Origin of the sequence: Paraburkholderia bannensis (assembly GCF_014200455.1) — a bacterium.
GTDB lineage: Bacteria > Pseudomonadota > Gammaproteobacteria > Burkholderiales > Burkholderiaceae > Paraburkholderia > Paraburkholderia bannensis_A.
Genome location: NZ_JACHBW010000019.1, coordinates 46,830 through 70,954 on the forward strand (window position 1 = coordinate 46,830; position 24,125 = coordinate 70,954).

Annotated in this window: 19 protein-coding genes and 6 pseudogenes; 16 read left to right on the forward strand and 9 right to left on the reverse strand. The window is 61.5% G+C overall.

All coding sequences use genetic code 11. From position 1 onward, the window contains the following. Positions 1-38: 38 nt before the first annotated feature. Positions 39-772, reverse strand: a pseudogene (locus F4827_RS27325) (porin); the annotation flags it as partial. Positions 773-1,171: 399 nt separating this feature from the next. Between F4827_RS27325 and F4827_RS27330 the strand changes: the two are divergent. From F4827_RS27330 to F4827_RS35570, 7 genes and pseudogenes are all read left to right on the forward strand, one after another. Next, positions 1,172-2,227: pseudogene (locus F4827_RS27330) on the forward strand (MFS transporter); the annotation flags it as partial. Then, a pseudogene (locus F4827_RS27335) lies at positions 2,223-2,810 on the forward strand (acyl-CoA dehydrogenase family protein); the annotation flags it as partial. The pseudogenes F4827_RS27330 and F4827_RS27335, both read left to right, overlap by 5 nt. A 28-nt stretch (positions 2,811-2,838) precedes the next feature. Next, a complete protein-coding gene (locus F4827_RS27340; protein ID WP_183729903.1) occupies positions 2,839-3,357 on the forward strand; it encodes a flavin reductase in 519 nt (172 codons plus the stop codon). 2 nt (positions 3,358-3,359) lie between these two features. Continuing rightward, positions 3,360-4,043, forward strand: coding sequence for an EthD family reductase (locus F4827_RS27345; protein WP_183730131.1), 684 nt, complete (start codon positions 3,360-3,362; stop codon positions 4,041-4,043). A 42-nt stretch (positions 4,044-4,085) separates the two neighbouring features. Next, entirely contained in the window at positions 4,086-5,003 is a 918-nt protein-coding gene (locus F4827_RS27350) for a LysR family transcriptional regulator (RefSeq protein WP_183729906.1), read from the forward strand. Between the two features lie 548 nt (positions 5,004-5,551). Continuing rightward, the gene (locus tag F4827_RS27355; RefSeq protein WP_183729910.1) at positions 5,552-7,267 is read left to right on the forward strand and encodes a carboxylesterase/lipase family protein; all 1,716 of its coding nucleotides are present in this window, start codon (positions 5,552-5,554) and stop codon (positions 7,265-7,267) included. A 240-nt stretch (positions 7,268-7,507) separates the two neighbouring features. Beyond that, a pseudogene (locus F4827_RS35570) lies at positions 7,508-7,969 on the forward strand (transposase); the annotation flags it as partial. Between the two features lie 57 nt (positions 7,970-8,026). Here F4827_RS35570 and F4827_RS27360 read toward each other — a convergent pair. Continuing rightward, positions 8,027-8,818 (reverse strand): MHYT domain-containing protein, encoded by a 792-nt coding sequence (locus F4827_RS27360; RefSeq protein WP_183729913.1) that lies wholly within the window; start codon positions 8,816-8,818, stop codon positions 8,027-8,029. Positions 8,819-9,314: 496 nt separating this feature from the next. Between F4827_RS27360 and F4827_RS27365 the strand changes: the two genes are divergently transcribed. Further along, a complete protein-coding gene (locus tag F4827_RS27365) occupies positions 9,315-10,853 on the forward strand; it encodes a DEAD/DEAH box helicase (protein WP_183729916.1) in 1,539 nt (512 codons plus the stop codon). A 2-nt stretch (positions 10,854-10,855) separates the two neighbouring features. On the opposite strand, the gene F4827_RS27370 is transcribed toward F4827_RS27365, so the two are convergent. Then, a complete protein-coding gene (locus F4827_RS27370) occupies positions 10,856-12,259 on the reverse strand; it encodes an HD domain-containing phosphohydrolase (protein ID WP_183729919.1) in 1,404 nt (467 codons plus the stop codon). Positions 12,260-12,556: 297 nt separating this feature from the next. On the opposite strand from F4827_RS27370, the gene F4827_RS27375 reads away from it, so the two are divergent. The 3 genes from F4827_RS27375 (at position 12,557) to F4827_RS27385 (ending at position 14,646) form a co-directional block, all read left to right on the forward strand. Further along, positions 12,557-13,150, forward strand: a complete 594-nt coding sequence (locus tag F4827_RS27375; protein WP_183729922.1) for a cytochrome b/b6 domain-containing protein — start codon at positions 12,557-12,559, stop codon at positions 13,148-13,150. Between the two features lie 2 nt (positions 13,151-13,152). Continuing rightward, positions 13,153-13,944 (forward strand): molybdopterin-dependent oxidoreductase, encoded by a 792-nt coding sequence (locus F4827_RS27380; protein ID WP_183729925.1) that lies wholly within the window; start codon positions 13,153-13,155, stop codon positions 13,942-13,944. 75 nt (positions 13,945-14,019) lie between these two features. After that, positions 14,020-14,646, forward strand: a complete 627-nt coding sequence (locus F4827_RS27385; protein WP_183729928.1) for a hypothetical protein — start codon at positions 14,020-14,022, stop codon at positions 14,644-14,646. A 40-nt stretch (positions 14,647-14,686) separates the two neighbouring features. Here the strand turns inward: F4827_RS27385 and F4827_RS27390 are convergent, their stop codons facing one another. Both F4827_RS27390 and F4827_RS27395 read right to left on the reverse strand, forming a co-directional pair. Then, complete coding sequence (locus tag F4827_RS27390) at positions 14,687-15,013, reverse strand: DUF4148 domain-containing protein (RefSeq protein ID WP_183729931.1); 327 nt, start codon at positions 15,011-15,013, stop codon at positions 14,687-14,689. 78 nt (positions 15,014-15,091) lie between these two features. Next, positions 15,092-15,718 carry an ABC transporter ATP-binding protein gene (locus tag F4827_RS27395; RefSeq protein WP_183729934.1) on the reverse strand — a complete coding sequence of 209 codons (627 nt, stop codon included), beginning with the start codon at positions 15,716-15,718 and terminating at the stop codon, positions 15,092-15,094. A gap of 77 nt (positions 15,719-15,795) precedes the next feature. On the opposite strand from F4827_RS27395, the gene F4827_RS27400 reads away from it, so the two are divergent. From F4827_RS27400 to F4827_RS27410, 3 genes and pseudogenes are all read left to right on the forward strand, one after another. Continuing rightward, the gene (locus F4827_RS27400; RefSeq protein WP_183729937.1) at positions 15,796-15,975 is read left to right on the forward strand and encodes a hypothetical protein; all 180 of its coding nucleotides are present in this window, start codon (positions 15,796-15,798) and stop codon (positions 15,973-15,975) included. A 684-nt stretch (positions 15,976-16,659) separates the two neighbouring features. Further along, on the forward strand, positions 16,660-17,688 hold the full coding sequence (locus F4827_RS27405; RefSeq protein WP_311674617.1) for a GNAT family N-acetyltransferase: 1,029 nt from the start codon (positions 16,660-16,662) through the stop codon (positions 17,686-17,688). A 231-nt stretch (positions 17,689-17,919) separates the two neighbouring features. Further along, positions 17,920-18,195 (forward strand): annotated as a pseudogene (locus tag F4827_RS27410) (hypothetical protein); the annotation flags it as partial. Positions 18,196-18,315: 120 nt separating this feature from the next. Here the strand turns inward: F4827_RS27410 and F4827_RS27415 are convergent. Continuing rightward, positions 18,316-18,804: a MarR family winged helix-turn-helix transcriptional regulator gene (locus tag F4827_RS27415; protein ID WP_183730137.1), complete on the reverse strand. Its 489-nt coding sequence runs from the start codon at positions 18,802-18,804 to the stop codon at positions 18,316-18,318. A gap of 105 nt (positions 18,805-18,909) precedes the next feature. Here F4827_RS27415 and F4827_RS27420 point away from each other — a divergent pair, with 105 nt between their 5' ends. Continuing rightward, positions 18,910-20,118, forward strand: coding sequence for an MFS transporter (locus tag F4827_RS27420; protein WP_183729940.1), 1,209 nt, complete (start codon positions 18,910-18,912; stop codon positions 20,116-20,118). A 202-nt stretch (positions 20,119-20,320) separates the two neighbouring features. On the opposite strand, the pseudogene F4827_RS35575 reads toward F4827_RS27420, so the two are convergent. From F4827_RS35575 to zigA, 3 genes and pseudogenes are all read right to left on the reverse strand, one after another. After that, a pseudogene (locus F4827_RS35575) lies at positions 20,321-20,446 on the reverse strand (tautomerase); the annotation flags it as partial. A 454-nt stretch (positions 20,447-20,900) separates the two neighbouring features. Then, a complete protein-coding gene (locus tag F4827_RS27425) occupies positions 20,901-21,461 on the reverse strand; it encodes a carbonate dehydratase (RefSeq protein ID WP_183729943.1) in 561 nt (186 codons plus the stop codon). 12 nt (positions 21,462-21,473) lie between these two features. Further along, positions 21,474-22,730, reverse strand: a complete 1,257-nt coding sequence (gene zigA / locus F4827_RS27430; RefSeq protein WP_183729946.1) for a zinc metallochaperone GTPase ZigA — start codon at positions 22,728-22,730, stop codon at positions 21,474-21,476. A 156-nt stretch (positions 22,731-22,886) separates the two neighbouring features. Here zigA and F4827_RS27435 point away from each other — a divergent pair, with 156 nt between their 5' ends. Then, the gene (locus tag F4827_RS27435; protein ID WP_183729949.1) at positions 22,887-23,969 is read left to right on the forward strand and encodes a DMT family transporter; all 1,083 of its coding nucleotides are present in this window, start codon (positions 22,887-22,889) and stop codon (positions 23,967-23,969) included. Positions 23,970-24,125: the final 156 nt, after the last annotated feature.

Sequence of the window (24,125 nt, forward strand, 5' to 3'; positions counted from 1 at the left end):
TACATACGCGCATGCATGCTCGAGCTCGATCTATCGCTTTAAAACTTGTGGCGGATGCCCGCGCGGACTGAACTTTGACGGTCGCTCGTCGAGGGCGTCAGGTTGTTGATCCCCGCGACCGCCGCCGTGCCGGTGGAATCGGTGCCTTTAGCCTTCTGGTACACGCCGATCAGATAAACATCAGTGCGCTTTGCCAGGAAGTAGTCCGCGCCGATGCGTAGCAGCTGTAGACCGGCGACGAGATGAAGTTCGCGCTCGCGGTAGGTGGAGTGCTCGCGCCGTTGTCGCCGAAGAAGCCGACGTTCGGATTGCGCGCGTTCAGTGAACCGACACCCAGCGTAAGTGGGCCGTTCGCGTAGCCTGCGCCGAGCGACCACAACTGGTTGCGCGAGCCCGCGCCTGCCACGCCACCCAGACTATAAACGCCGCCGAGCGAAATTCCGTAGTATGACTTACTTGTGAACTTGATCGCGTTATTCACGCGATATGCGTTGTTGAGGTTGTCCAGATCGCCCGGATGAGCGCCGATATATCCCGCCCACTGTGTGCCGGACTCGAACGGGCCTACATAGTCGACAACCGAGTCATATTGACGTCCGAGCGACACGGTGCCGTAAGCGCTGGACAAGCCCACATATGCCTGGCGACCGAACATCAGGCCTTGGGTGCTTGCGCGATTCCTTTGCGCAAGCGAGCCGCTATTGAGGTCGAAGCCGGTCTCCAACACGAACAGGGCCGCGAGCCCACCGCCGAGCTCTTCTCTTCCCCTGAGCACAGCGGCTTGCCTGCAACTGCAAGCAGCGCCAGAGAAGTTCTCAAGGCAAGTCTCATACGTGTGTATTCCGTTAGCGAGAAGCTTTATTAAAGGACGCGATGAAGGCTCATTGCGGTGATGAAGGCGATGCGATATGCAGTCTGCGGGCGACCATTTCACGCGACAAATAAATCAAAAGCATGGCAATCGATAAGCGCGATTGATATGCCGCGCAAAGCAAAGACCAGTACTTACTCCTCACAGATCCACATGCACGAAATTCATATCGTGCATTTTTGTCTCGAATTTGACCGCGATTGTCGAGACTCATATCGTGGACACATCGCAGCGATACGACTCGCGCCGCTTCTCAAGCATCAGCGAAGCGGGAACCATCACTTCATGTCTTCCCCAACAATGAACCCTGAAGCTTTGAACTCCGATCCAGGCGCGCTCGCTCACCCCAGATCCGCGCATCCCGCAAACAACTTGCGCCGTGCCGTCACCACGGCAGTGCTCGGCCAAATCCTTGAGTGGTATGACTTCTTCTTGTATGGCACCGCCGCCGCGCTCGTCTTCGGCAAGCTGTTCTTTCCGGTCGGCACTGATCCGCTGACGGGCACCATCGCCGCATTCGGCGGTTTCACGGTCGGCTTCATTGCGCGACCGATCGGCGGAGTGCTATGCGGGCATATCGGCGATCGCTACGGTCGCAAGACAGTGATGATGCTCACACTTCTTACGATGGGCACTGCCACGGTCCTGATGGGCGCTTTGCCAACGTATCAGCAGGTGGGCATTGCGGCGCCCGTCATGTTGGTTCTTTTGCGCATTCTTCAGGGGCTAGCGGCAGGTGGTGAATGGAGCGGCAGCATTCTGCTCATTCACGAGAACGCGCCGCAGTCCAGGCGCGGAGCACTCGCGGCATGGAGCCCCTGCGGCGCCGCACTCGGCTTCGTACTGTCCACTGGCGCATTCCTTCTGGCGCAGAACCTTCCGGCCAGTGACTTCCAGAGCTGGGGCTGGCGCCTTCCGTTTCTCGCCAGCATTGCACTGGTCTTCCTCGGCCTGTGGATGCGCCGCTCCGTTGGCGAAAGCGTCGCGTTCGCCAAAGTGAAGGCGACGCGCCACGAAAGCCGGACGCCTGTAATCGAAGTGCTGCGCCAATGTCCGCGCGAAGTGCTCACCGTGTTCGGCTTGCGCTTTGGCGAGGGCGCGGCCTCCTATCTCTTCTTCGCATTTTCGATCGCCTACGGGCAGTTTCTCGGCGTCAAATCGAGCTGGATTCTCAGCGGCCTGTGCATTTCGATGCTGCTGATGATCCCGACCTCGCTGCTCTTCGGCTGGGTGACCGACAAGGTCGGACGCAAGCCTGTGTATCTCGCCGGTGCGATCGCCATTGTGCTTGTTGCGTGGCCATATTTCGCGCTGCTCGGCTCGGGCGAGTACTGGAAGGTCGTCGCCGCGCTCATCCAGCCATGACCTGCGCCTGAAAGACAAATACGTCGAGGAACAATGGACCTTCGTGCGCGGAGGCACACCGCTGATCGATGAACCACTGTATCGGTATCCCGCCGTCGCCTATCAAGCCCAGGTGCACGCGGCGGTAAACATCGGTCTGGCACGCGCCGCTCTCGACATGCTGGCGGGGATGTCCGGAGTGACAAAGACCACGACAGGTGCGCCGCGTCTTGCTGATCGCGCCTACTATCGCTCGGGGCTCGCACAAGCGGAAGCGCAATTGCGCAGCGCGCGGGCGTTCTTCTTCGAATGCGCGGAAGCATCGTGGCGCACGGTGCTCGCCGGCGACCCGGTGTTGCCTGCAGAAGCAAATTTGTTGCGCCTCTCCGCCACGCATGCGGCCCATACCTGCGCCGATATCGTAATGCAGGCGTACAAGATGGCGGGCATCAGTGCGATCTATCGTGAGAACCGGATGCAGCGTCTGGTACGCGATTCGATCGTTGTCACCCAACACGCCTTCCTCGGCGAAGGTAACTACGATGCATCGGGCGCGATCTTCGTTGGCATTCCGCCCATCACGCCGTATCCCTGAATCCGCAAGCCCGGAAAGGACACCAGTCATGACCAACGATCAAGCGCGTGCAGAATTTCGCAACGCAATGGCTTCGCTCGGCGCGGCCGTCAATGTCATCACCACGGACGGCTCACACGGACGCTGCGGTATCACAGCAAGCGCCGTTTGCTCCGTGACCGATACGCCGCCAACAATGCTAGTCTGCATCAATCAGTCGAGTTATGTTCACGATGTGCTGCTCACCAACGGCCGTGCGTGCATCAATGTGCTCGGCGCGCATGCGGAGGAACTGGCACGCGTGTTTGCCGGCATAGATGGATGCTCGATGGAAGAACGCTTCGCGCGCTGCGGTTCGCGCCCGGGCGCCCTGCAACTTCCCGTGCTCGACGATGCCATTGCGAGTCTTGAAGGCCGCATCGTCGACAGCAAGAACGTCGGGTCGCATTCGGTGCTTTTCGTACAGGTGGACCATATCCGCTCGCGTGAAGACGGCGATGGTCTCGTGTACTTCGGCCGGCAGTTTCATCGGCTCACGCGCGCGGCAAATTCCTGCGAGGCGGCGTGACCATGCAAGTTTGTCTGTTTCTGATCGGTGCGAGCGGACAGCAACCGCTGCTCGATGTCGCGCCGCTACGGGGCATCGACGGATTGCGCAGCCTGGTCGTGCACGAGCCGATAGCACGGCGCGTCGATCCACGCATCCCTCACTTCGCCGATGCGCCATCGTGCGTACTGCAACTTTATTTCGATGAACTTGCTGCACTCGAAGCGGCCACGACCCTCGATGGGCCGATTCACCGCTCCCTGCAAAAGCAAGCGCCCATCAAGCGCTTTACGCAGCAAGTTATGGCAGTGCGCGCCCTGACGCCATCCACGCCGATAGGTGCGGTAGGTGAATCCCGTGCCCATCGGTGTACCTACCTCGTCGCGTACGAAGGGCCGGCCGAAGACTTCGACACATGGCTCTCGTATTACCTGCAGCATCACGCGCCTCTGATGTCGACCTTGCCCGGACTGCGCGAGTTGGAGATCTACACGCGCGTCGATTGCACGAGCGGCCTGCCATGTGAGCGCGCGAATGCGATGCAGCGTAACAAAGTCGTCTTCGACGACGCGAGCGCGCTCGCGCACGCGCTCGCCTCGCCGGTGCGCGATCTGATGCGCCGCGACTTCCATGCCTTGCCGCGCTACCGGGGAGGCGCGCCGCATTTTGCAATGCGCAGCACATACGGTAATTTCGCCATAGACTAGTGGCCACAAGGCGCAATCAGCGCTTGTTCGTGAGTGAACCGTATGACCAAACTCAACCTCGGTCTCGCCGATCTAAACCTGCTGCGCGTGTTCCTCGCCATCTGGGATCTGCGCAGCCTCACCGCGGCCGGCGACCGTCTGGAATTGACACAGCCTGCGGTCAGTCACGCACTACGGCGCTTGCGCACACTGTTTGACGATCCACTCTTTGTCCGCACGCCCACCGGCATGGTGCCGACCGACGCGGCGCATCGGCTATACCCGCCTCTCGCTCAGGCATTGTCGATCATCAATGAGGCGGTACAAGAGCTTGCCAAGTTCGACCCCGCGACGGCACGACGCACGTTTCGAATCTCGATGTCAGACATGTCGGAGTTCTTTTTTCTGCCCCCGCTTCTGGCGCTGCTTGAACGCGACGCGCGCGGCATTCGCATCGAAGTGGCGAATGTTCCAGTGGAATCCGTAAGCGCCGCCATGCGCGCTGGGGAAATCGATCTTGCTCTGGGCTACGTGCCGGGCCTCGACATGGGATGCGTCAGCCAAACGTTATTTGTCGACGAGCATGTCTGCGTGGTGCGCGCAAATCATCCCTTAGGCAGGTCAAGGCCGACACGCGAAGACCTTGCCGCGTTGCGCTACGTCTACGCGAGTACCAACGCGACGGGCCATCGCATGGTCGAGCAATGGCTCGACGAGCTCAATCTCAAGCGCGATGTCGTCGTCCGACTGCCGCATTTTGTAGTCGCGCCCGAAATCGTAATGAACACGGACCTCGCCGTGATCTTCCCCAGGAGCATTGCGCAGCGATTCAATCGCGGCAAGGCCTTCCGCATTCTTCCCTTACCCTTCGCCTTACCCCCCATCGAAATACAGATTCATTCGCATACGCAATTCGCTAACGATCCTGGCGTCGTATGGCTGCGCGAAACCATCTCCGGGATGTTTCGTCGGCCCGAGTGAGTTCGGCTGAAAAAAAAGGACGACAATATTCCGTTAATTGATGAATGGAGGCACGCGCACGTCAATAGGCGGACGTGGAAATCTCTTCGACAATGCGCGCATCGAATCATTCTCGGGTTCATTGAAAAATGAACCCGGCTATCATTGCAAGACGGTGGCGCGCAATCAGGCCCAGAAATAAACCAGGGAATACATCGAGTTGCATTTATAACCGGCCGCGCCCTTAGGAGCGTTTTGACTACCTGTCGCAGCCCGCTTCCACGCAGCGATTCCATTTAAGTAAAATCGCTGACTGAACCGCTTTCGCCCACGCTCCCATCAACATCAAATTCAATATCCATCACAGTTTCAGTAGTAATCCGAACTATTTTTTGTCGCATGAAAGCGATTCATGCCTGCCATTATTGGCCCGAATTTGACAGTAAAAATCCACGCTTCGATACTAGATTCCACTCTGCGCCGCAGAAGCCGCCGACATAAATAACCATGGTGGTAAGCGAAACATTTCACGCTCAGACAATCGATTGAGACAAAGGACGATGACAGCCATGAATGCACGCAGACACATTGCTTCGAAAAAGACGAAACTTCGCTCTGTATTGACGCAAGATGGATCGATGCGCGTGGCCGCGCTATTCGTTTCGTCCACGCTCGCGGTCGTACTGGCGGCTTGCGGGGGCAGCGGCTCCTCCGTTAGTTCGGATCCCACCATTGCCGCGACTGCCGACGGAGCGGTGCAAGGCTCGGCCAGTAACGGCGTGATCGCATTCAAGGGCATTCCTTTTGCGGCTCCACCAGTCGGAGGCCTGCGCTGGAGACCGCCACAGCCTGTAACTGCGTGGAGCGGCGTGCGCCAGACTACGTCTTTCGTTCACGACTGCATGCAGACGAGCGGCCCAAATTCGGGGCTGACGGTCACGCCGTCGGAAGACTGTCTGTATCTGAACGTGTGGCGCCCGCAAAACAGCAGCGCCAAGAACCTGCCGGTCATGGTCTGGATCTACGGCGGCGCATACGTCATTGGCGGCACGTCTATGCTGGCTTATGACGGCACGCAGTTCGCCAAAGAAGGCGTCGTCATCGTCACTGTCAACTACCGCCTCGGCCGATTCGGCTTCTTTGCCCATCCCTCCTTGACAGCAGCAGCCGCGCAATCCGGCGAGTTGTTAGCCAATTACGGCTACATGGACCAGATTGCCGCGCTGAAATGGATACAGCGCAACATTGCCAACTTCGGCGGTGACCCGGCGAACGTCACCCTCTTCGGAGAATCCGCTGGGGGTGAATCGGTTCACAACCTGCTGACCTCACCGCAGGCATCGGGACTTTTCGCCAAAGCAATTATCGAATCCGGCAATGGACGCGTGAATCAGTACTACGGGCGTACTCTCTCGCGCAACGCGAAAACAGTCGGAGCCTCAGCCGAAGAACAGGGTTCTGCATTTGCGGGAGGATTTGGCATCAACGGTAGCGATGCCGGTTCGTTGCAGGCTCTGCGCGCGCTCTCCGCAGATCAGGTTCTTGACGGCCTCGACGTAACCTCGTTGAATAGCGCGCACAGCCTCGCCACATTCTCTGGCGGTTCCATCATCGACGGCAAACTCGTCGTGGATGAGCCGGAGAATCAGTACAAAGCCGGTCAGTTTGCGAAGGTTCCGCTTCTGCTCGGCGTCAACAGCGCCGACCTTGGTTTTGCTACTGGCGGGCTCACGACGAAGGAACAGGCGTACGCGATCTTCGGTGCACAAAACTTGAGTACGGCTGCTGCGGCGTTCGATCCCTCGGGCACAGCTTCCGTTTCAAGCGTGGAGAACCAGATTGCCCGTGACATCACAATGGACGAGCCCGCGCGCTTCGTCGCACGAACCTTTACCTCGCGCGGTCTGCCGACGTATCTCTATCGCTTCTCGTATGTAGCCCAGTCGATACGTAGCAAGGTCAGCGGCGCAACCCATGCGGCCGAGATTCCCTATGTGTTCGACACTCTCTCCACAGCGTACGCCACAGCAGTCACAAGTCAGGACGAACAGGTGGCGCGCAACATGATCGCCTATTGGGCGGCGTTCGCCAAAAGCGGGAATCCTTCTGATGCGGGTCTGACTGCCTGGCCGGTATACAACGCCGGTCTCGACAATCAACTGGAGTTTACGTCGGCGGGCACCTTGCAGGTAGACCAGCCAAATCCGTTGAAAGCGCAGCTTGATCTCGTCGAGCCGCTCAATGACACCAACCAAACGGTGAATCGTCAGTACCAGTCGCAGTAGCACCAGGGGCCGCGCAAAGATAGCTCGATGTAGCTGCCAAAGCACCGGTTGCTTCATCGACATCCCCCGCCGGCGAACGCGTGATGCCCGGCTTGGAGAATTGCGTCGGGGAATGGTGGATCCGCACCTGAAATCGCACGCGACAACACTTGCCCCGACCCACTGACTGAACGCTGCCATCGCCCGTCGGAATCCGGCTGGTGCGAGGCTTCCCCAGCACGCTCGCGTTTAGAACGTGTTTGGATCGTGTGCGAGGGCGCTCCGTGGCAGCTTCTGCTGCATGAATTCCTGCGTTGGGAACTGGTCTATCGACAGACTCAACGCTGGATTCAGGCGGGTTGCTTCGAGGCGATGGTGATCGGCCTGCGTTCGGCCATCCGGGTCGTGCCAGGTACAACGGCTACACGCGCAAGAAAGGCAGCAAGGTGCATATGTCGGCGATACCCTTGGGCAGTTGCTTGCGGTGCATGTGACGCCAGCAAACGGACAGAAGCGAGCGCAGGTCGGTGAACTCGCACGACAGGTCCAGCACGCCACAGGCCCGACAGTAAAGATATCGTTCGCCGATCAGGGATAGACGGGTGAAAAACCGCGCAGGCAGCACTTGATGAAGGTATTGAGCTTCACGCGATCAAGTTGGCGCGGGCGAAAAGAGACTTCTTACTGCTGCCACGCCGTTGGGTGGCGGCGCGCAGTTTCGGCTAGCAATTTTATGGCTTCCGGACCAGGCCGCCCTGCAATCAACGTTCAAAAGGACAATCAGCGAGTCGCGCCGCGGCGGCTCATATGTTCGTCGAGAATCGCATCGGCCATCGCTCGCGCCTTTGCGCTTGAGCGGGCGTCGAACATCGCAATCGCAATCGACGCGGCAAAAATCAGCAGGCTGAAGGTCACGACGATACCGGCCAGCCAGGGCACTGGCATATTGCGCAGATCGGATATCGAATAGCTGCCCGCCTCGAAATGCGCGGCCGCCATGCCGCAGTAATGCATCCCACACACCGCCACGCCCATCACCACCGCCGAGCTGATCTGGCGCGTGCGGCGCATCGCGCTGCGGCGGCGCAGATCGAACGCCAGCAACAAAGCCGCGCCACTGGCGATAATCGCGATGATGACGGACAGGACCACTAACCAGGTCTGGTAGTGAATCGCAGGACAGATATCCATTGCCCACATGCCGAGATAATGCATGCCGGCCACGCCCAGCCCCATCGCGACGGCCGCGCCCGCCAGCTGCGACCAGCGCAGTTCATAGCGGCACAGCGGCAGAAAGCCGATTGCGGACGCCACGATCGCGATCAGCAGCGAAAGCAGCGTCACGGGAATGTTGTAGCCGACTGCGATGGGCAAATGAAACGCGAGCATGGCGATGAAATGCATCGACCAGATGCCGAGTCCCATGATGCAGCCGCCAAATGCAATCCACGGCAAAAGGGGGCGCTTGCCAATGACGTCGAGGCGATCGGATATATCCAGTGCCGTAAACGATGCGAAGATCGCCAGCAGGCAGGAAAGCACGACAAGCGAGGGATCGTAGTAGCCGGTCATTTTCGTTCAACTCGTGTGAACTGCGTGTGTCGAGGCTTTGAGCAGGACGCGTTTGACGACTTCCCCGGTGCGCCCCTTTCCTCTTAGGATTGGCAACGAGTATACATAGAATTGCTCGCGCGCAATAGCAAGGCTGAACCCAAATTTCCAGTTTCTGGAAATACGTGAAGATGTAGAAATGACCTGCTTTTGAAGGGTGATTCGGGAAAATCCGGGTCTCTTATGCGCGAAGCATTAATTCTTTCGAAGTGGCGTTCAGGTTATGTTTAATTAATAGCCTTGGGCCTTGTTCAGCCGAGAAAGCCAGGTATCGTCGCCTTCGTGCTGGATCCGATGTGTCATCGGTCGATTCGCGATCAGCAATGCCTGCAAATGAGCGCGTCGGATTTCGGCGACGCTGTGCGAAGCTTCGGTAAATCCTGGTGTCGGCGATCGATATGCACGGCGCATTCAGGCCGCAACCGCTAGAATTGCGGTTTTAGTCTGGAATACGCCCATGTCTTTTGCCTCGCTTGGCCTGATCGATCCGTTGCTGCGTAATTTGCAGGACCTCAATTACCAGACACCTACGCCGGTGCAGGCCAAGGCGATCCCGGCTGTGCTCAACGGCAAGGACGTCACGGCTGCGGCGCAGACCGGCACCGGTAAAACGGCCGGCTTTGCCCTGCCGCTGCTTCAACGGCTGGTGCAACACGGCCCCGCTGTATCCAGCAACCGCGCGCGCGTGCTGGTGCTGGTGCCCACGCGCGAGCTGGCCGAGCAGGTGCTGCAAAGCTTCATCGAATACGGCAAAGGCCTCGATTTGCGCTTTCTGGCCGCGTACGGCGGCGTGAGCATCAACCCGCAGATGATGAAACTGCGCAAAGGCGTGGACGTGCTCGTGGCCACGCCAGGCCGTCTGCTCGACCTCAATCGCCAGAACGCCGTGCAGTTCGATCAGGTACAGACGCTGGTGCTCGATGAAGCCGACCGCATGCTGGACCTGGGCTTCGCACGCGAACTCAACGCTGTCTTCGCGGCCCTGCCCATGCAGCGACAGACCTTGCTGTTCTCCGCCACGTTCACTGACGATATCCGCACCATGGCAGCCGGCATTCTGCGCAGCCCGGTCAATATCAGCGTCAGCCCGCCCAATACCACGGTCAGCAAGATCAAGCAGTGGGTGGTGACAGTCGACAAGAAGAACAAGCCCGATCTCTTCATGCACCTGGTGGCCCAGAACAACTGGGAGCATGCGCTGGTGTTCGTCAAAACCCGCAACGGCGTGGATTATCTGGCGACCGTGCTGAACGACGCGGGCTATGCGGTCGACACCATCCACGGCGACAAACCGCAGCCGGCGCGTCTGCGCGCGCTGGAGCGCTTCAAGTCGGGTGAGGTGAATATGCTGGTGGCCACCGATGTGGCCGCGCGCGGCCTCGATATCGACGACCTGCCGCTGGTGATCAATGTCGATCTGCCGATCGTCGCGCAAGACTATGTGCACCGGATTGGCCGTACCGGCCGCGCGGGCGCCAGCGGCGTGGCGGTATCCCTCGTCTGTGCCGATGAAGCGCCGCTGCTCGCTGCGATCGAAGCGCTGATCCAGAAAACGCTGCCCCGCGAAGAAGAGCCGGGTTTCGAAGCGGAACATCGCGTGCCGCAAACCAGCACGACGGGCGAACTGATCAAGAAACCCAAAAAGCCCAAGAAGCCCAAAGTGCCACAAGCCGCGCCTGGCGTGAAACAGGCGTCTGGCCAGAAACCGCGCCCGCAGGGCGCCGAAGGCAAACGCAAGCCTGCCGCGCAGTCGCAACGCGCCGCTGCGCCGGGCAAAGGCGCGCAGCCGTCCGGCACCGCATTGACCGGCGCCAACCCTTTCAGCACCTGCGGATTCGGCACTAACCCGTTCAGTACGCAGAAGCCGCGTGGCAAACCTGCCAGCAAGCCCACGAACAAGCCCACCAACAAGCCAGCCAGCAAACCCGCAGGCAAGCCAGCCGCAGGTTCGCGCAAGCCGGCGGCCGGGTCCGCGGGCGGGCGCGGCAAACGCTGACCCTACAGCAGCCCCAACGCCGAAGCCTTCAAGGTCGCGGCGGCGCGCGTCGAGCATTCGAGCTTGCGGAACACGCTTTCCACATGGGTGCGCACGGTGCTCGGGCTCAATTCGAGTTCGCGCGCCGCTTCCTTGTTGCTTGCGCCACGGCTGATCGAACGCAGCACGTCGATTTCGCGCGCCGAAAGCCGGATCGTCTGCTGCTTGACGCGCGCGCCGCGTGAAGGCACGTCGCGCGCATCGATCAACGCTTCCACGACTGCGCCGTCGAAACGCCCTTCGCTCACCTCGGTACGCATGCGTGCGGCGACTTCGGCGGCAGGCAGCGCATCGCGCCAAGGCCGCTTCTCGCCCAGCGCGACGAACGCCACCGCGGCGCTCAGCACACGCGCGTCGAGCGACAACGCCGGGCCGCCCACGCCGCGAAAATAGCCGGAACCGTCGATCCGTTCGTATGCATACGAGGCGAGTTCCGCTGCCTGGGCCAGCGAGCCGGTTTGCTTGCCGGCGCGCGCGGTCCAGTAGGGAACGAGCCGCACCTGCTCCCATTCGGCAGCGGAAAGCCGCCCTGGCGAATTCCAGACGCCGTTGGGCACGGCGGCACGGCCGATGCCGTGAACCATCGCTGCAGCGTAAAGGCGCGCTTCGCACGCTTCATCGACACCGAGCCGCGCCCCGCACGCCGCCGCGGCACGTGCGACCGCGCGGGAATAACCGGTCATCCACGGCAGCTTCAGATCGATCACATCGCCGATCAGCCCTGTCGATGTGGTTTGCTGCATCTGCTGCGTCTGCATCGATTCGTCGAGTGCGGCGGGCGCCTGGGTCGACAGCGTCGCCAGCGCCTCCAGCCAGTGCGCCGCCTGCGCGGGTACGAGCGTGGCCAGTTCCGCCGGATAACGCGTGCCGGCCTGGGCGGCAATCAGGCCAAGCGCGCGCGGCAAGCCATAAACGCGGCTGAAAATCTCCAGATCCCCCGCCAGCGTCACCACGTACACCGCGCGCGGCACCGCCGCACCGGCGAGGCCGTCGGGCATGCCCGTGCCGTCCCACGCCTCGAAGATATGGCGCAGCGTCGCTTCGGTATCGGTGGTCAGTTGCAGGATGCGCGCGACTTCCCCCGATACCTCGCAGTGAATCTGCGCAAGCGGACGTATCGCGCCTTTGAGGCCGTTCGGGTCGACCGTCTTCGCCCAGTCCTGCCGCTGCGCCAGCATCGCCTCGCGCCCGGCCACGTCGTCGCCGAGCATGTCGGCGAATCCCCCCGCATTGGCCGTGCAGCCCGACCACCTCAACAAGGCCGCCTGCGCCGCCGTTGCGGCGAGCCCATCGCCCTCGCCGGTGGCGCGGGCAAGCTGGCCGGCCAGCCAGGCCGTGCGCAGCGAATGGTCGGTTGGCTGCCCCATGCTGAGGTCGCCAACGAAGGCGAGCGCCCTGATGGCGTCGTATGCGCGAACCTCCGTGCCTTCACCTGATGCGTTTTCGTTCACTGATCCACCGATACGTCGCGAGCGTCATAGCCCGCGACTATAGCGCAGCGCGCCTGGCCGGGTCGGTCATTTGACCGATACCGATACGGCCCCGCCACTGCGATCCTTCTCTGTACCTCAGCGCCGTCCGGAGCATCCAGGCCGAGGCGCGAATCATTGGCTAACGAGCCGCCCGGCTCGCCAGCCCTTACGTCCGTTACGAGAGACATCGCCTTGAAACGCACCACGATACATCCCGCCTGGGTCCGCGTATTTCATTGGGTCAATGCCGCGGCCGTGATTGCCATGTGCCTGAGCGGCTGGCAGGTGTACAACGCATCGCCGGTCTTCAAGTCCCTCACCATTCCCGCGTCCATCACGCTGGGCGGCTGGCTGGGTGGGGCGCTGCTCTGGCACTTCGCGGTGATGTGGGTGCTGGTTGCCAACTTTCTCGCTTACCTGGTGCTGGGCGTCGCTACGGGACGGCTGCGCACCAGGCTCTTTCCCATCAGCGTGCGCGCCGTCGCTGCGGATCTGATCGCGGCGCTGCGCGGCAAGCTCGCTCACACCGATTTCAGCCACTACAACGCGGTGCAGAGGTTCGCCTATCTCGTCGTCATCGCCGATATCGCACTGCTGGTGCTATCCGGCCTGGCGATCTGGAAGCCCGTGCAGTTCCCCCTCCTCTGTGCGCTGATGGGCGGCTTCGACAATGCCCGTGTCGTTCACTTTGTCGCCATGTGTACGGTGGTCGGCTTTTTTTCGGTGCACGTTGTGATGGTCGCGCTCGTTCCTCGCTCCCTGCTCACCATGATCCGAGGCCGATAATCATGAATAGCCCGAAACCTTACCGCACGCCCGATCCAGCCCCGGATCTCGACGCGCAATCCATCATCAAGGACGCGCGCAAGGCGCTCCAGTCGCCGCAGCGCCGCTTGCTCGGCAAGCGCATTCTCACGCTGGGCGGCCTGATGCTGCTCTCGGGTTGCGACCTCACGAGCGACAAATCGGTCAATACGCTGCTGCGCCGCATGTCGTCGTTCAACGACGACGCACAGGCGCTGCTGTTCGATCCGCGCAAGCTCGCGCCCACCTATCCGGATTCGATGATCACGCGGCCCTTTCCCTTCAACGCGTACTACGACATCGACCAGGTGCCGGAAGTGGACGCGCAGAGCTACCGGCTCGAACTCAGCGGGCTTGTGCAAGGCAAACGTATCTGGACGCTCGAAGAACTGCACCGGCTGCGCCAGCAAAGCCAGGTCACGCGGCATATCTGCATCGAAGGCTGGAGCGCGATCGGCAAGTGGGGCGGCGTGCGATTCGCCGACTTCCTTTCGCTGGCCGGCGCGGATACCACGGCGAAGTATGTGGCCCTGCACTGCGCGGACAACTACTGGACGAGCATCGACATGCCGACGGCGCTCCATCCGCAGACGCAACTCACGCTCACGTATGACGGCAGCATCCTGCCCGCGAAATACGGCTTCCCGATGAAGCTGCGCATTCCCACCAAGCTTGGCTACAAGAACCCGAAACACATCGTCGCCATATCAGTGACCAACACGTTCCCCGGCGGTTATTGGGAGAACCAGGGATACAACTGGTTTGGCGGCTCGTGAGCCACGAAGCCTGTTTTCTCATCGCGTTCGCACAGGCGACGCATCTTCAACTTCAACCCACCCAACGGAGCACTCATGCCCAGCCGACTCAAACTTGCGGTTTCCGCCCTTTCCTTCGCCGCTGCCTTGACGCTCGCCAGCGCTGCATTGGCCCAGTCTTCCGCAGCCAAACCCGAGCGCATTCGCGGCGAAATCGTCTCGCTGTCCGGCAACACCCTGAAGGTCCACCGCCGCAGCGGCGAGACCGTCACCATCGACGTCGATGACAAGGCCGGCGTGAACGCGGTAAAAAACATCCAGCTCGCCGATATCAAACCCGGCTCATATGTTGGCGCGGCGGCGGCGCCGGGCCCCGACGGCAAGCTGCAGGCCAAGGAAGTGCTGGTCTTCCCCGAAGCCGCACGCGGCACAGGTGAAGGCCATTACGCGTGGGACCTCGGTGCGAACAGCACGATGACGAACGCCAACGTGGATACGGTCGTGCAAGGCACGAGCGGCCGCGATCTCAAGCTCTCGTACAAGGGCGGCAGCAACACCATCAACGTGCCGGCCAACGCGCCGGTCGTGACGCTCATTCCGGCCACTAGCGCCGAACTGACGCCGGGCAAGAAGGTCTTCGTCGTGGCCACGCCCGCCAGCGATGGCGCTTACGACGGGCATCTGGTCGTGGTGGAGAAGGACGGCGTCGCGCCGCCGATGTAAGTACGCAGCCGGGATTGGGGGGTATCGGCAGTATCGACGCCTAGCCCCCGTTCAGCAATGCCTGGCACTCCGTTGCAAACCAGTAGTCGACCAGGCGCTGCGCCGCCTGGAGATCATCCGGATAGTACGGGTCGTCGTTCCAGGGCGAAGGGTTGTAGCCCGCCTTCCTGAGCGCGGCCAGTTCGCTCTGATGCTCCGCCATGGTTGGCGGCGCCTGGCTTTTGAGCGCCGCCAGATCGCGGCATTCCGTTGGACTCAGATGCGGCCCGTATTGCGCACCGTATTGCGGCACGCCGCCTATCGTGCACCCGGTCAGCAGGAGCGCCAGCGCAGTGAGCGTCACACGGCTTGCCAGCACGTTCTCCATACAGCACCTCCAGTAATGGGCCGTGACGCGGCGGACCGGTCGGAAGACCCTTTACGCCCTTTGCGCCCTCTACACCCTTTACGCAGTTTTCGACGCGAGATCGGCAAATCCGACGGTCTTTGCCTCGCACGCGCGTACCAGCGCCAGATCGTGAGTCGAAAAAAAGACTGTGCTGTTCACGGCCAAACGCTTGAACAGATCGACCAGAACCGCACGCGCGGTAGCATCGAGTCCATTGCCCGGTTCATCGGCGATGATGACGGCAGGCTGGCCGATGGTGGTCGCCGCGAGGAAGAATTTCTTGCGCGTGCCCAGCGACATCTGCTCGAATTGCTTTTCCATATGCGGCGCCAGTCCAAACTGTTCGGCGATGTCGAGCGTGCGGGCGTCGAGCGTCACGCCCTTGGCGGACGCCACGAGTTCGAGAAGCGCCCTGCCGGTCTGGAACGGCGAGGCCATGCAATCGTCGGGCACATACGCCAGCGCAGCCTTCGCCTTGAGCGGCGCGCTGCGCAGCGAATGACCGTCGAGCCAGACCTCGCCTCTGCTGGCGTCGAGCACGCCCGCGAGAATGCCAAGCAGCGTGGATTTGCCGCTGCCGTTCTCGTCGCACAGCGCGACGCAGCCGGCGCCGGAAGCGAAATGAAGTCCTTCGAAGACGACGTGGTTGTCGAAGCGTTTGCCGAGATTTTCGAATCGGAGCATGGGTCAGTCGATTAAACGAACCATGGCCAGGCCACAGTGAGCCAGACCGCCGCCGCTATTGTACCGAGCAACGGCGATTGTCCAGGCACATAGCGTTGTGGCGCATAGAGCACGGCAAGCAATGGACCATCGCCAGCCCCCACGATGGCATTCACACCATCAGCCTTCAAACCGCCGACGAGGAAAACGTTGACGACGAGGCAACCGGCTCGCCCAGCCCCGCAAGCCGCACCGGCGCGCAATTGTTGGTGAGTTAGCTGCCATACGTCGTCCGGCCGAGCCACGTTGTCTGCTGCAAGGAACTGCCGCTCAGCACCAGTTGATGGTCGATCGGCCCGGCGTGCGGACGCGCTCGACTTTCAGGGCGAACGCCCGCGCGCGACGCTGGAATTCAACACGCGCGCCCCGCCGCAAAACTGGAAGTTTCAGGTGTACCGTTGGAGCGCCGATACGGCGCACGTGCGCGCCAGGCGCGATTCAACGTCGCGCCATCTTGGCGGAATCCTCCTGGGAAATGGCTGCCAGATACGCTGCGCTCACGTTGCCAATGAAATAAGCTAGCCAAGGAAAACGTAAATCTCAATGCGGCCTCGCAGGATCCCTGAGTAAAGCCGGGTGCTGTCGATAATCGAATACTAATACACCGGAAAATGCAGCGCACGCGAAGCGTAATCAAACCTTGGAACGACGTAAAAAAGGAGGCGGACAGCACCAACCAGCAAAGGCAGCCGAACACCGAATAAACTCGCTGCCTTTCATCACCACGTCATTTGACCATCGAACAAAAACCTGAAGGAACTGACGGATAGCGTGTGGGAGCGTCGTGCATCGGGCAGGGAATCCGCGGGGAAGGTTTGCACGGAGCCGATGCCGGGAAAGTGGAATAAGCGCTGCTGTATCCGCACGGTGCTTGCCGTTAGCGCCGAACATGCGAGTCATTAGTGAAACGCGACAATAATTTTGCCTCACTCGGCAAGCGTGCAAAGACGTGCGAGATCATTTCGCCCACAACGATTGCACCGTTTTCTCCCCAGTCGGCCAGCGCCGCACTCTCGATATTCCACGAACCCTGGTGGCTCGACATCGCTACGCAGGGAAGCTGGAAACTCGCCACGGTAAATCGCAACAAGCAGATCATCGGAGAGATGCCTTATACGCCGACGCGTCTGCGTCTGTGGCGCGTAGCACACCTTCCGCCGCTCACACGCACGCTCGGACCCGTGATCAAACCGGTGATGGGGAGCATCGCGTCTCAACGGCATCATCGCCTCGATGTCACCGCAAAGCTGATTGAGCAGCTTCCCGACTGCGACAGCTTTTTCCAGGTATTCGATCCGCGCATCGACGATGCAATCGCCTTTGCCCTAAAGGGCTATTCGGTGTCGGCACGCTATACCTTTCAGATCGATGCGAATTGCTCGACCGACGAAGCATGGGCAAATCTCGATACCAAGACCCGCAATGTGATCCGCAGCGCCGACCGCAATCTGACGATCGCGCCGATCGCCACGCCAGGCGAGTTCACCCGGTTTTACGAAGCCAATCTTGCCTCTCGCTCGCGCACCAATGCTTACTCGTCGGAGATCATGCGCCAACTCGTCAAGGACTTCGTCGAGCGCAAGTCAGGCACCCTGCTTGGCGCATACGGAACGAGCGGCCGGCTCGTCGCGGCGATTGGCCTGGTATGGGACCGTCACGCGGCGTACTATCTGCTGTCGTCGCGCGTGCAGGACGCCCATTGCGGCTCGATCAGCCTGTTGCTCTGGACCGGCATCCAGCGCGCGCTGGCGAGCAAGCTCACGTTCGACTTCGACGGTTTCGCGAGCCCTTCGACATTTCATTTCCTCAGTGCCTTCGGCGCGACGTTGCGCCAGCGCCTCGCCGTCGAACGGCTTGGCACCGGCTACTCGTTAGCGCGCGCGCTCAAACGAAGGATCGCGCCAAGCACGGAGTTCATACCCACGCTCTGAACTCACGAACGCTAGCGCAAGGTGCGTGCACGCTCCGCTTTTCCTCACCGATGAAACCAGCAACGTTTGGCGGATGAACGATCATCCGTTCAGATCACTCTACGTTCCCGCCGCCGGGCAAGGGCGCGCCATTGTTTAACGACATGCAATTGACGCGCGCGCCCTGCGCCTCTAAGCTTGCGCACTGATGGTTCCCCGGCCACGGGATCAAAAGGGTACGCAGTAGTGCCCGTGCTGACGCCCGGGCGTAGAGTCTGCGGTTGCCCCCCGCAAAACTGTGAGCGGCGAGTCCATGTCATTGAGGACTGGGCTTTCGTGCGCCCGATCCACAAGCTCTATTACAACCTCACGATCACCCTTGTTTCGGTGGCGGTTGCGGTGCTGATCGGCGGTATCGAAACATTGGGACTACTCGCCGATCAGTTCAAATTCAAGGGCGGCTTCTGGGATCTGACCGGCACGTTGAACGACAACTTCAACAACCTGGGCTTCGTCATCATCGGCGTGTTTGTCTTTGCCCGGGTCGCCTTGTTCCTGATTTATCGCGCGAAAGGCTACGACAATCCGCCGACGTTTCAGTCCGGCAAATGGCTCGCCTTTGCAGGCAAGCGCGCAGGTTATGTTCCGTTATGCTTCGACATCGCGTATCAGCTTGTCGAGCAGACGGTCGAGCTGCTTGCGCTCGCGCACGCTCAACGCCTTCAAGGCGTCCTGCTCGTTGGCAATATGATGCGGAAGGATTTCGTCGATCAGATCGAAGCCCTTCTGCGTCAGACGGACATCCACACTGCGCCGATCCTTCGCGGAAGCGCGCCGTTCAATCAACCCCGAACGTTCGAGCCGGTCAAGCCGGCTTGTCATCGCGCCTGAGGACAGCATCAGAGCTTCGTAGAGTTCGGTGGGCGTGAGCTGGTAGGGCTCGCCGGCACGGCGCAACGCCGCAATCACATCGAACTCCCCGGTCTGCAAGCCGAATTGCGCCGCCAGCGGCATCAGTCGCGTGCGCTCGATCAAATGCGTGGCCTCCAGCAGACGGCCAATCGTCGCCATGACATCAGCGTCGATGTCCGGTCTTTCCCTGCGCCACTGCTCTGCCGCGCGCCTGGCTCGCCCCATCTCTGTCACTCCCATGCAATTTTCTTGACGTCAAGATATCAGCTTGCGTCCGAGTTGTAACCAGGCTAGTTTACTCGATATCAAGATACTTTATATCGAGCGACTATGAATCAATCTGAAATTGTGAAGAAACCGGTGATCGTGGCAGGCGCAATCGTTGCGCTTGCATTGAATCTGCGGCCGACGATGGCGGCTGTTGGCCCTGTGCTGGACGGCATCATGGCCGGGACGGGACTCAATCACGCGGGCGCCGGCATGCTCACCTCGCTGCCAGTGGGCGTCATGGGCGCGGGGTCGCTACTTAGCGGACCGCTGCAACGACGGGGGAGCCAGCGCGCCTACGTGGGCTTTGGCATCGCCCTGATTGCCGCCGCGTGCGCCGCTCGCGCCTTCGAGCGAGGCGCAACGGCTATGCTGATTACCGCGTTGCTTGCCGGTGCGGGAATCGCGCTGATCCAGGCGTTGATGCCCGCGTTCATCAAACGCGTCTATGGTGCGCGCGCCAGCGCGATGATGGGGCTGTACACCACGGCAATCATGGGCGGAGCCGCTGCGGCGGCCGCGCTCGCGGCACCGCTTGCGCAAGTCTGGGGATGGTCCGGCGCGCTGGCCGTCTGGGCGCTTCCGGCATTGTTTGCTTATCTGCTCTGGCTCGCGGCGACGCATCGATTCAGCCCTTCTCGCGCGCCTGGCATTTCAGCCACGCACACGTCTCCATTGCGTTACGCGCCCTGGCGGCAGTGGCGCGCATGGGAACTCATGCTGTTCTTTGGCGTGGGCACGGGCGCTTATACGCTCGTGCTCGCCTGGTTGCCGCCGTTCTACACGCAGCTCGGCTGGAGCCGCGCCGATGCGGGCTATCTTCTCGCAGGCGTCACGGTTGCCGAAGTCGTCGCCGGTCTCGCGGTATCGGCCTTGATCGCGCGCATGCCGGACCGGCGCAAGCCGCTGCTGGCCGCACTCGCCCTGCTGATCGGCGGCCTTGCCTGCCTGTTGAGCGCGCCGCTCGCCCTGGCGGCCGTCGCATGCGTGTTGCTTGGTTTGGGCATTGGCGCGCTGTTTCCGCTCTCGTTGATCGTCGCACTCGACCATAGCGATAATCCGACACGCGCCGGCGAACTAGTGGCCTTCGTCCAAGGCGGCGGCTATCTGATCGCGAGTCTCACGCCACTGCTTGCCGGTGCGTTGCGCGATCGCTTCGCGGATCTTACGAACGCGTGGGCCATCATGCTCGCGGGGGCGTTTCTGCTTTGCCTGCTCTGCACGCGCTTTTCGCCGCGCTCGTACGCGCGTTTTTCTACCGGGCACGCTTGATGTGAAGCGGCGGCAGCGCCCCTCTGGACCGCTTGCCGCCTCCGGTCACAATCAGCAGTCCAGATTAAACTGCCTGGCCCAGCGCATTGCGGGGAGCGGCTTTCGCGTTGGCAAACTTCGGAGCCAGCGCGCGTCGGCGGGCGAGCGGGCGGGCCGCGCCCTGAAAAGCCACCAGAGCATCTGAATTCGATGTCTGGCGAAGCTATCGCTCGCCGGGTGTCCATTCCGGACTATAGCCGCCCAGCGCCGGGTGATACATCTCGTCGCCGCAACGCTGCGTGAATTAGACATTGAGCCGATCCTCGCGCAATCCGAGGATCTCGACGCAAACGTGACGGGAGGCTGGCTGTGATCTGACAAATAAAATATCGCATGATGAATAAACATACAAACACGCCAGGTAACTGAATCTTCCGATCAACTTGTTTTCACTTCACCCTACGCTATACTCAATTATTAAAATATCGCCCACATTAATGGAGCGAATCAATACGCTTTGACCGTGTCGGGGAGGCCCCTCAATTGGACCGACAGGTGAAACTCATGTTTGCCTTCGTGATCATGGTGGCCGTCGCCGCTTTCGTGCCTTATGTCGCCACTCCGGCCGTTCAGCATGCAGTGACCTCCCGAACAGCAACGCAACCGAGCCAGGACCTAGGCGGTGCTCCCCCGCAGACGACCGCTGCGACTGGCGCACCGGTCGAAGCGGGCTCCATGCTACCGACGCAATAGCTCGCAAACAGGTTTGAGACAGCTCCAAAACAGGTCCAAAACGACCTGATTCAAAGCTCGTTAGCAATCCGCCGATAACCGCGCACGAGGCGGTTATTGGTCTGCGCGACATCTTCCGAGAATTCCGCGGCGCTCGCCGACACCTTCGGAATCGTCGCGAGATCGGTCGCGGGCCCGATCCGCACTGTCGATGGTACGTAAAAGCCTTCGGGCAGATCGCAACCGTCCACCACCGCGTTATGACGCACCACGCATCCCACGCCCACCGAGCAGTTGAACAGCACGCTATTGAAGCCGATAAACACGCGATCGCCAACGCTGCACGGACCATGCACGATGGCGCGATGCGCGATCGACGTATGGCTGCCGATCGTCACTGCCGCGCCCGACTTCGAATGAATGACTACGCCATCCTGAATATACGAGTGCGCACCAATCACAATCGGCTCGATCTCGCCATTCGTATCGGTTTCATCGGCGCGAATCACCGCATACGGGCCGATAAACACGTCTTGCTCGACCACCACGCGTCCGCACAGGATCGCGGTGGGATCGACGAACGCGCTCTCATGCACCACGGGCAGATCGCCGCGCGGATTCTTTCTGATCATTGCCCTGCACCCTCACCAGATAATGTCGATGTCCCGCGCTTCCCGCGCGTCCTTCATTTCAGCCTCTTCGGGAACCGTACCGCCCCAAGCAGGAAAGGGATCGGCGAAATCGCCCCACGCTTGCGGCCCCGCGGACATTTCCACATCGTCCAGCAGGCAGGCGTCCAGGCGGCGGCGTAGCGCGGCTTCGTCCATATCGATGCCGATCAGCACCAGCTCCTGACGCGCGTCGCCCACGTTCACGTCCCAGTTTTCATGGATGAAGGCGAGCGATTCGTCGTCGGTTGGCCAGTGCGACTTCGGTACCGCAGCCCACCAGAGTCCTGCCGCGCCGTGACGACACACGGAGCCCGCCTGCGACCACGAGCCCGCATGGCTCGGGCGGCTCGCCAGCCAGAAAAAGCCCTTCGAGCGCACCACGCCCGGCCATTCGCTATTCACGAGCTCCCAGAAACGCTGCGCATGCATGGGCCGACGCGCGCGCCACACAAAGCTGCCAATGCCGTATGCCTCGGTTTCCGGCGTATGTTCGCCGCGCAGTTCCTGCAGCCAGCCCGGCGCTTTCGCGGCTTGGTCGAAATCGAACAGCTTCGTATCGAGCAGGCGATCGAGCGGCACCCGGCCGAACTGGGCGATTTCGATGCGAGCACGCGGATTCAGCCCGCGCAGAATGGCGCCGAGGCGTTCGCGATCTGCCGTGTCGATCAGGTCGATCTTGTTGATGACCAGCACATCGCAGAATTCGATCTGCTCGATCAACAGGTCGGCCACGGTGCGCTGGTCTTCCTCGCCGAGCGATTCCCCGCGCGCCTCCAGGCTGTCCTGCGAGCCGTAATCGTTGAGGAAATTGAAGGCGTCGATCACCGTCACCATGGTGTCGAGACGTGCGACGTCGGACAGGCTACGGCCGTCTTCATCGGCAAATGTGAAGGTCTCGGCCACCGGCAGCGGCTCGGAAATCCCCGTCGACTCGATCACCAACTGGTCGAAGCGCCCCGCTTTCGCAAGCCGGTCAACCTCCAGCAGCAGGTCCTCGCGCAAGGTGCAGCAAATGCAGCCATTGCTCATTTCGACGAGTTTTTCATCGGTGCGCGCAAGCTGGGCGCCGCCATCTCGCACCAGCGCCGCGTCGATGTTCACCTCGCTCATGTCGTTGACGATGACGGCCACGCGGCGTCCTTCGCGGTTGTTCAGAATGTGGTTCAGCAGCGTCGTCTTGCCGGCGCCAAGAAAGCCGGAAAGGACGGTGACCGGCAAGCGTGAGTCCATGGGGGCTCCTTTTCGTTCTGGATATGCGCGGATTTTGCGATGTTATAACATAACATTTAAAAAGACCACAGCCGAAGTCGGGCGCTGCGGCGGCCCAGCTCCCATCGGCGATAATCGGCGGGTTCCCAGCGCGCCGCGCCTGCCATGGTTTCGCCGATGAAATCGCAACTCCACGCCATCGTCACTGCGCTGGCCGCCGCCGCGCTGTTCGGGGCCGCCACGCCTTTGGCGAAGGCGCTGCTCGGCACGCTGCCGCCTTTCATGGTGGCCGGTCTCTTCTATCTGGGCAGCGGCGGCGGGCTTGCCATCGCGATGCTCGTGCGCCGGTTGCTGCGCCCGCGCGGCAGCGTCAACGGTGCGGCCAGACTCGCGCCCGCGCACGCGCCGCTGCGTCTGGCCGAAGCCCCGTGGCTGGCCGGCGCAATCGCCGCGGGCGGCGTGGCCGGTCCCGCGCTGCTGATGCTTGGCCTTGTCACGACGCCTGCAGCCACCAGCGCGCTGCTGCTCAACTTCGAAGGCGTGTTTACGGCGCTGATCGCATGGGTCTGCTTTCGCGAGAACTTCGACGCGCAGATCGCACTGGGCATGGCCGCCATCGTCGCGGGCGGCATGCTGCTGTCGTGGAGCGGGCCGCACGCGGGGCTCGCGCCCGGCGCGCTATTCGTGGTCGGCGCGTGCCTGTGCTGGGCGGTCGACAACAACCTGACCCGCAAGGTCTCCGCCAACGACGCCATGACCATTGCCTGCCTCAAGGGCCTCGCGGCCGGGCCGGTCAATCTGCTGGCGGCGTTCTGGCTGGGCGCGCACTGGCCTGACGGCCCGCACCTCGCAGCAGCCATGGTGGTGGGGTTCGCGGGCTACGGCGTGAGCCTCGTGCTGTTCGTGATCGCGCTGCGCAATCTGGGCACGGCGCGCACGGGCGCGTATTTCTCGGTGGCGCCGCTGTTTGGCGTGGCGCTGTCGCTCGTGCTGTGGCCTCAGCGGCCCGCGCTTACGTTCTGGGCCGCGCTCGCGCTGATGGCGCTGGGCGTGTGGCTGCATGTGCGCGAGCGACACGAGCACACGCACACGCATGAGCCGCTCGACCATACGCACCGGCATCGGCACGACGCGCATCATCGGCATGAGCATGATTTCGACTGGGATGGCACCGAGCCGCACACGCACGCGCACCATCACCTGCCGCTCACGCACTCGCACCTGCATTTTCCAGACGTACATCACAGGCATTCGCATTGAGCGGCTGTAAGCGGTTTGGCGGCGCACCAGCTGCGGTGCGCAATTCGATGAGATTTGCTGAGGCTGGCTGTTAGTTGCATTTGACCGTTGAATCGCGTCACCCCAGACTCCACACATAGCGACCCAGTTACGCCCGCAACCATTCCCGCGGCGCGA

What these genes read in the sequence shown, in the direction of transcription:
- F4827_RS27340 (WP_183729903.1), top strand. Translation starts at nt 2,839, where the DNA reads ATGACCAACGATCAAGCGCGTGCAGAATTTCGCAACGCAATGGCTTCG.
- F4827_RS27345 (WP_183730131.1), top strand. Translation starts at nt 3,360, where the DNA reads ATGCAAGTTTGTCTGTTTCTGATCGGTGCGAGCGGACAGCAACCGCTG.
- F4827_RS27350 (WP_183729906.1), top strand. Translation starts at nt 4,086, where the DNA reads ATGACCAAACTCAACCTCGGTCTCGCCGATCTAAACCTGCTGCGCGTG.
- F4827_RS27355 (WP_183729910.1), top strand. Translation starts at nt 5,552, where the DNA reads ATGAATGCACGCAGACACATTGCTTCGAAAAAGACGAAACTTCGCTCT.
- F4827_RS27360 (WP_183729913.1), bottom strand. Translation starts at nt 8,818, where the DNA reads ATGACCGGCTACTACGATCCCTCGCTTGTCGTGCTTTCCTGCCTGCTG.
- F4827_RS27365 (WP_183729916.1), top strand. Translation starts at nt 9,315, where the DNA reads ATGTCTTTTGCCTCGCTTGGCCTGATCGATCCGTTGCTGCGTAATTTG.
- F4827_RS27370 (WP_183729919.1), bottom strand. Translation starts at nt 12,259, where the DNA reads ATGGGGCAGCCAACCGACCATTCGCTGCGCACGGCCTGGCTGGCCGGC.
- F4827_RS27380 (WP_183729925.1), top strand. Translation starts at nt 13,153, where the DNA reads ATGAATAGCCCGAAACCTTACCGCACGCCCGATCCAGCCCCGGATCTC.
- F4827_RS27385 (WP_183729928.1), top strand. Translation starts at nt 14,020, where the DNA reads ATGCCCAGCCGACTCAAACTTGCGGTTTCCGCCCTTTCCTTCGCCGCT.
- F4827_RS27390 (WP_183729931.1), bottom strand. Translation starts at nt 15,013, where the DNA reads ATGGAGAACGTGCTGGCAAGCCGTGTGACGCTCACTGCGCTGGCGCTC.
- F4827_RS27395 (WP_183729934.1), bottom strand. Translation starts at nt 15,718, where the DNA reads ATGCTCCGATTCGAAAATCTCGGCAAACGCTTCGACAACCACGTCGTC.
- F4827_RS27415 (WP_183730137.1), bottom strand. Translation starts at nt 18,804, where the DNA reads ATGGGGCGAGCCAGGCGCGCGGCAGAGCAGTGGCGCAGGGAAAGACCG.
- F4827_RS27420 (WP_183729940.1), top strand. Translation starts at nt 18,910, where the DNA reads ATGAATCAATCTGAAATTGTGAAGAAACCGGTGATCGTGGCAGGCGCA.
- F4827_RS27425 (WP_183729943.1), bottom strand. Translation starts at nt 21,461, where the DNA reads ATGATCAGAAAGAATCCGCGCGGCGATCTGCCCGTGGTGCATGAGAGC.
- zigA (WP_183729946.1), bottom strand. Translation starts at nt 22,730, where the DNA reads ATGGACTCACGCTTGCCGGTCACCGTCCTTTCCGGCTTTCTTGGCGCC.
- F4827_RS27435 (WP_183729949.1), top strand. Translation starts at nt 22,887, where the DNA reads ATGAAATCGCAACTCCACGCCATCGTCACTGCGCTGGCCGCCGCCGCG.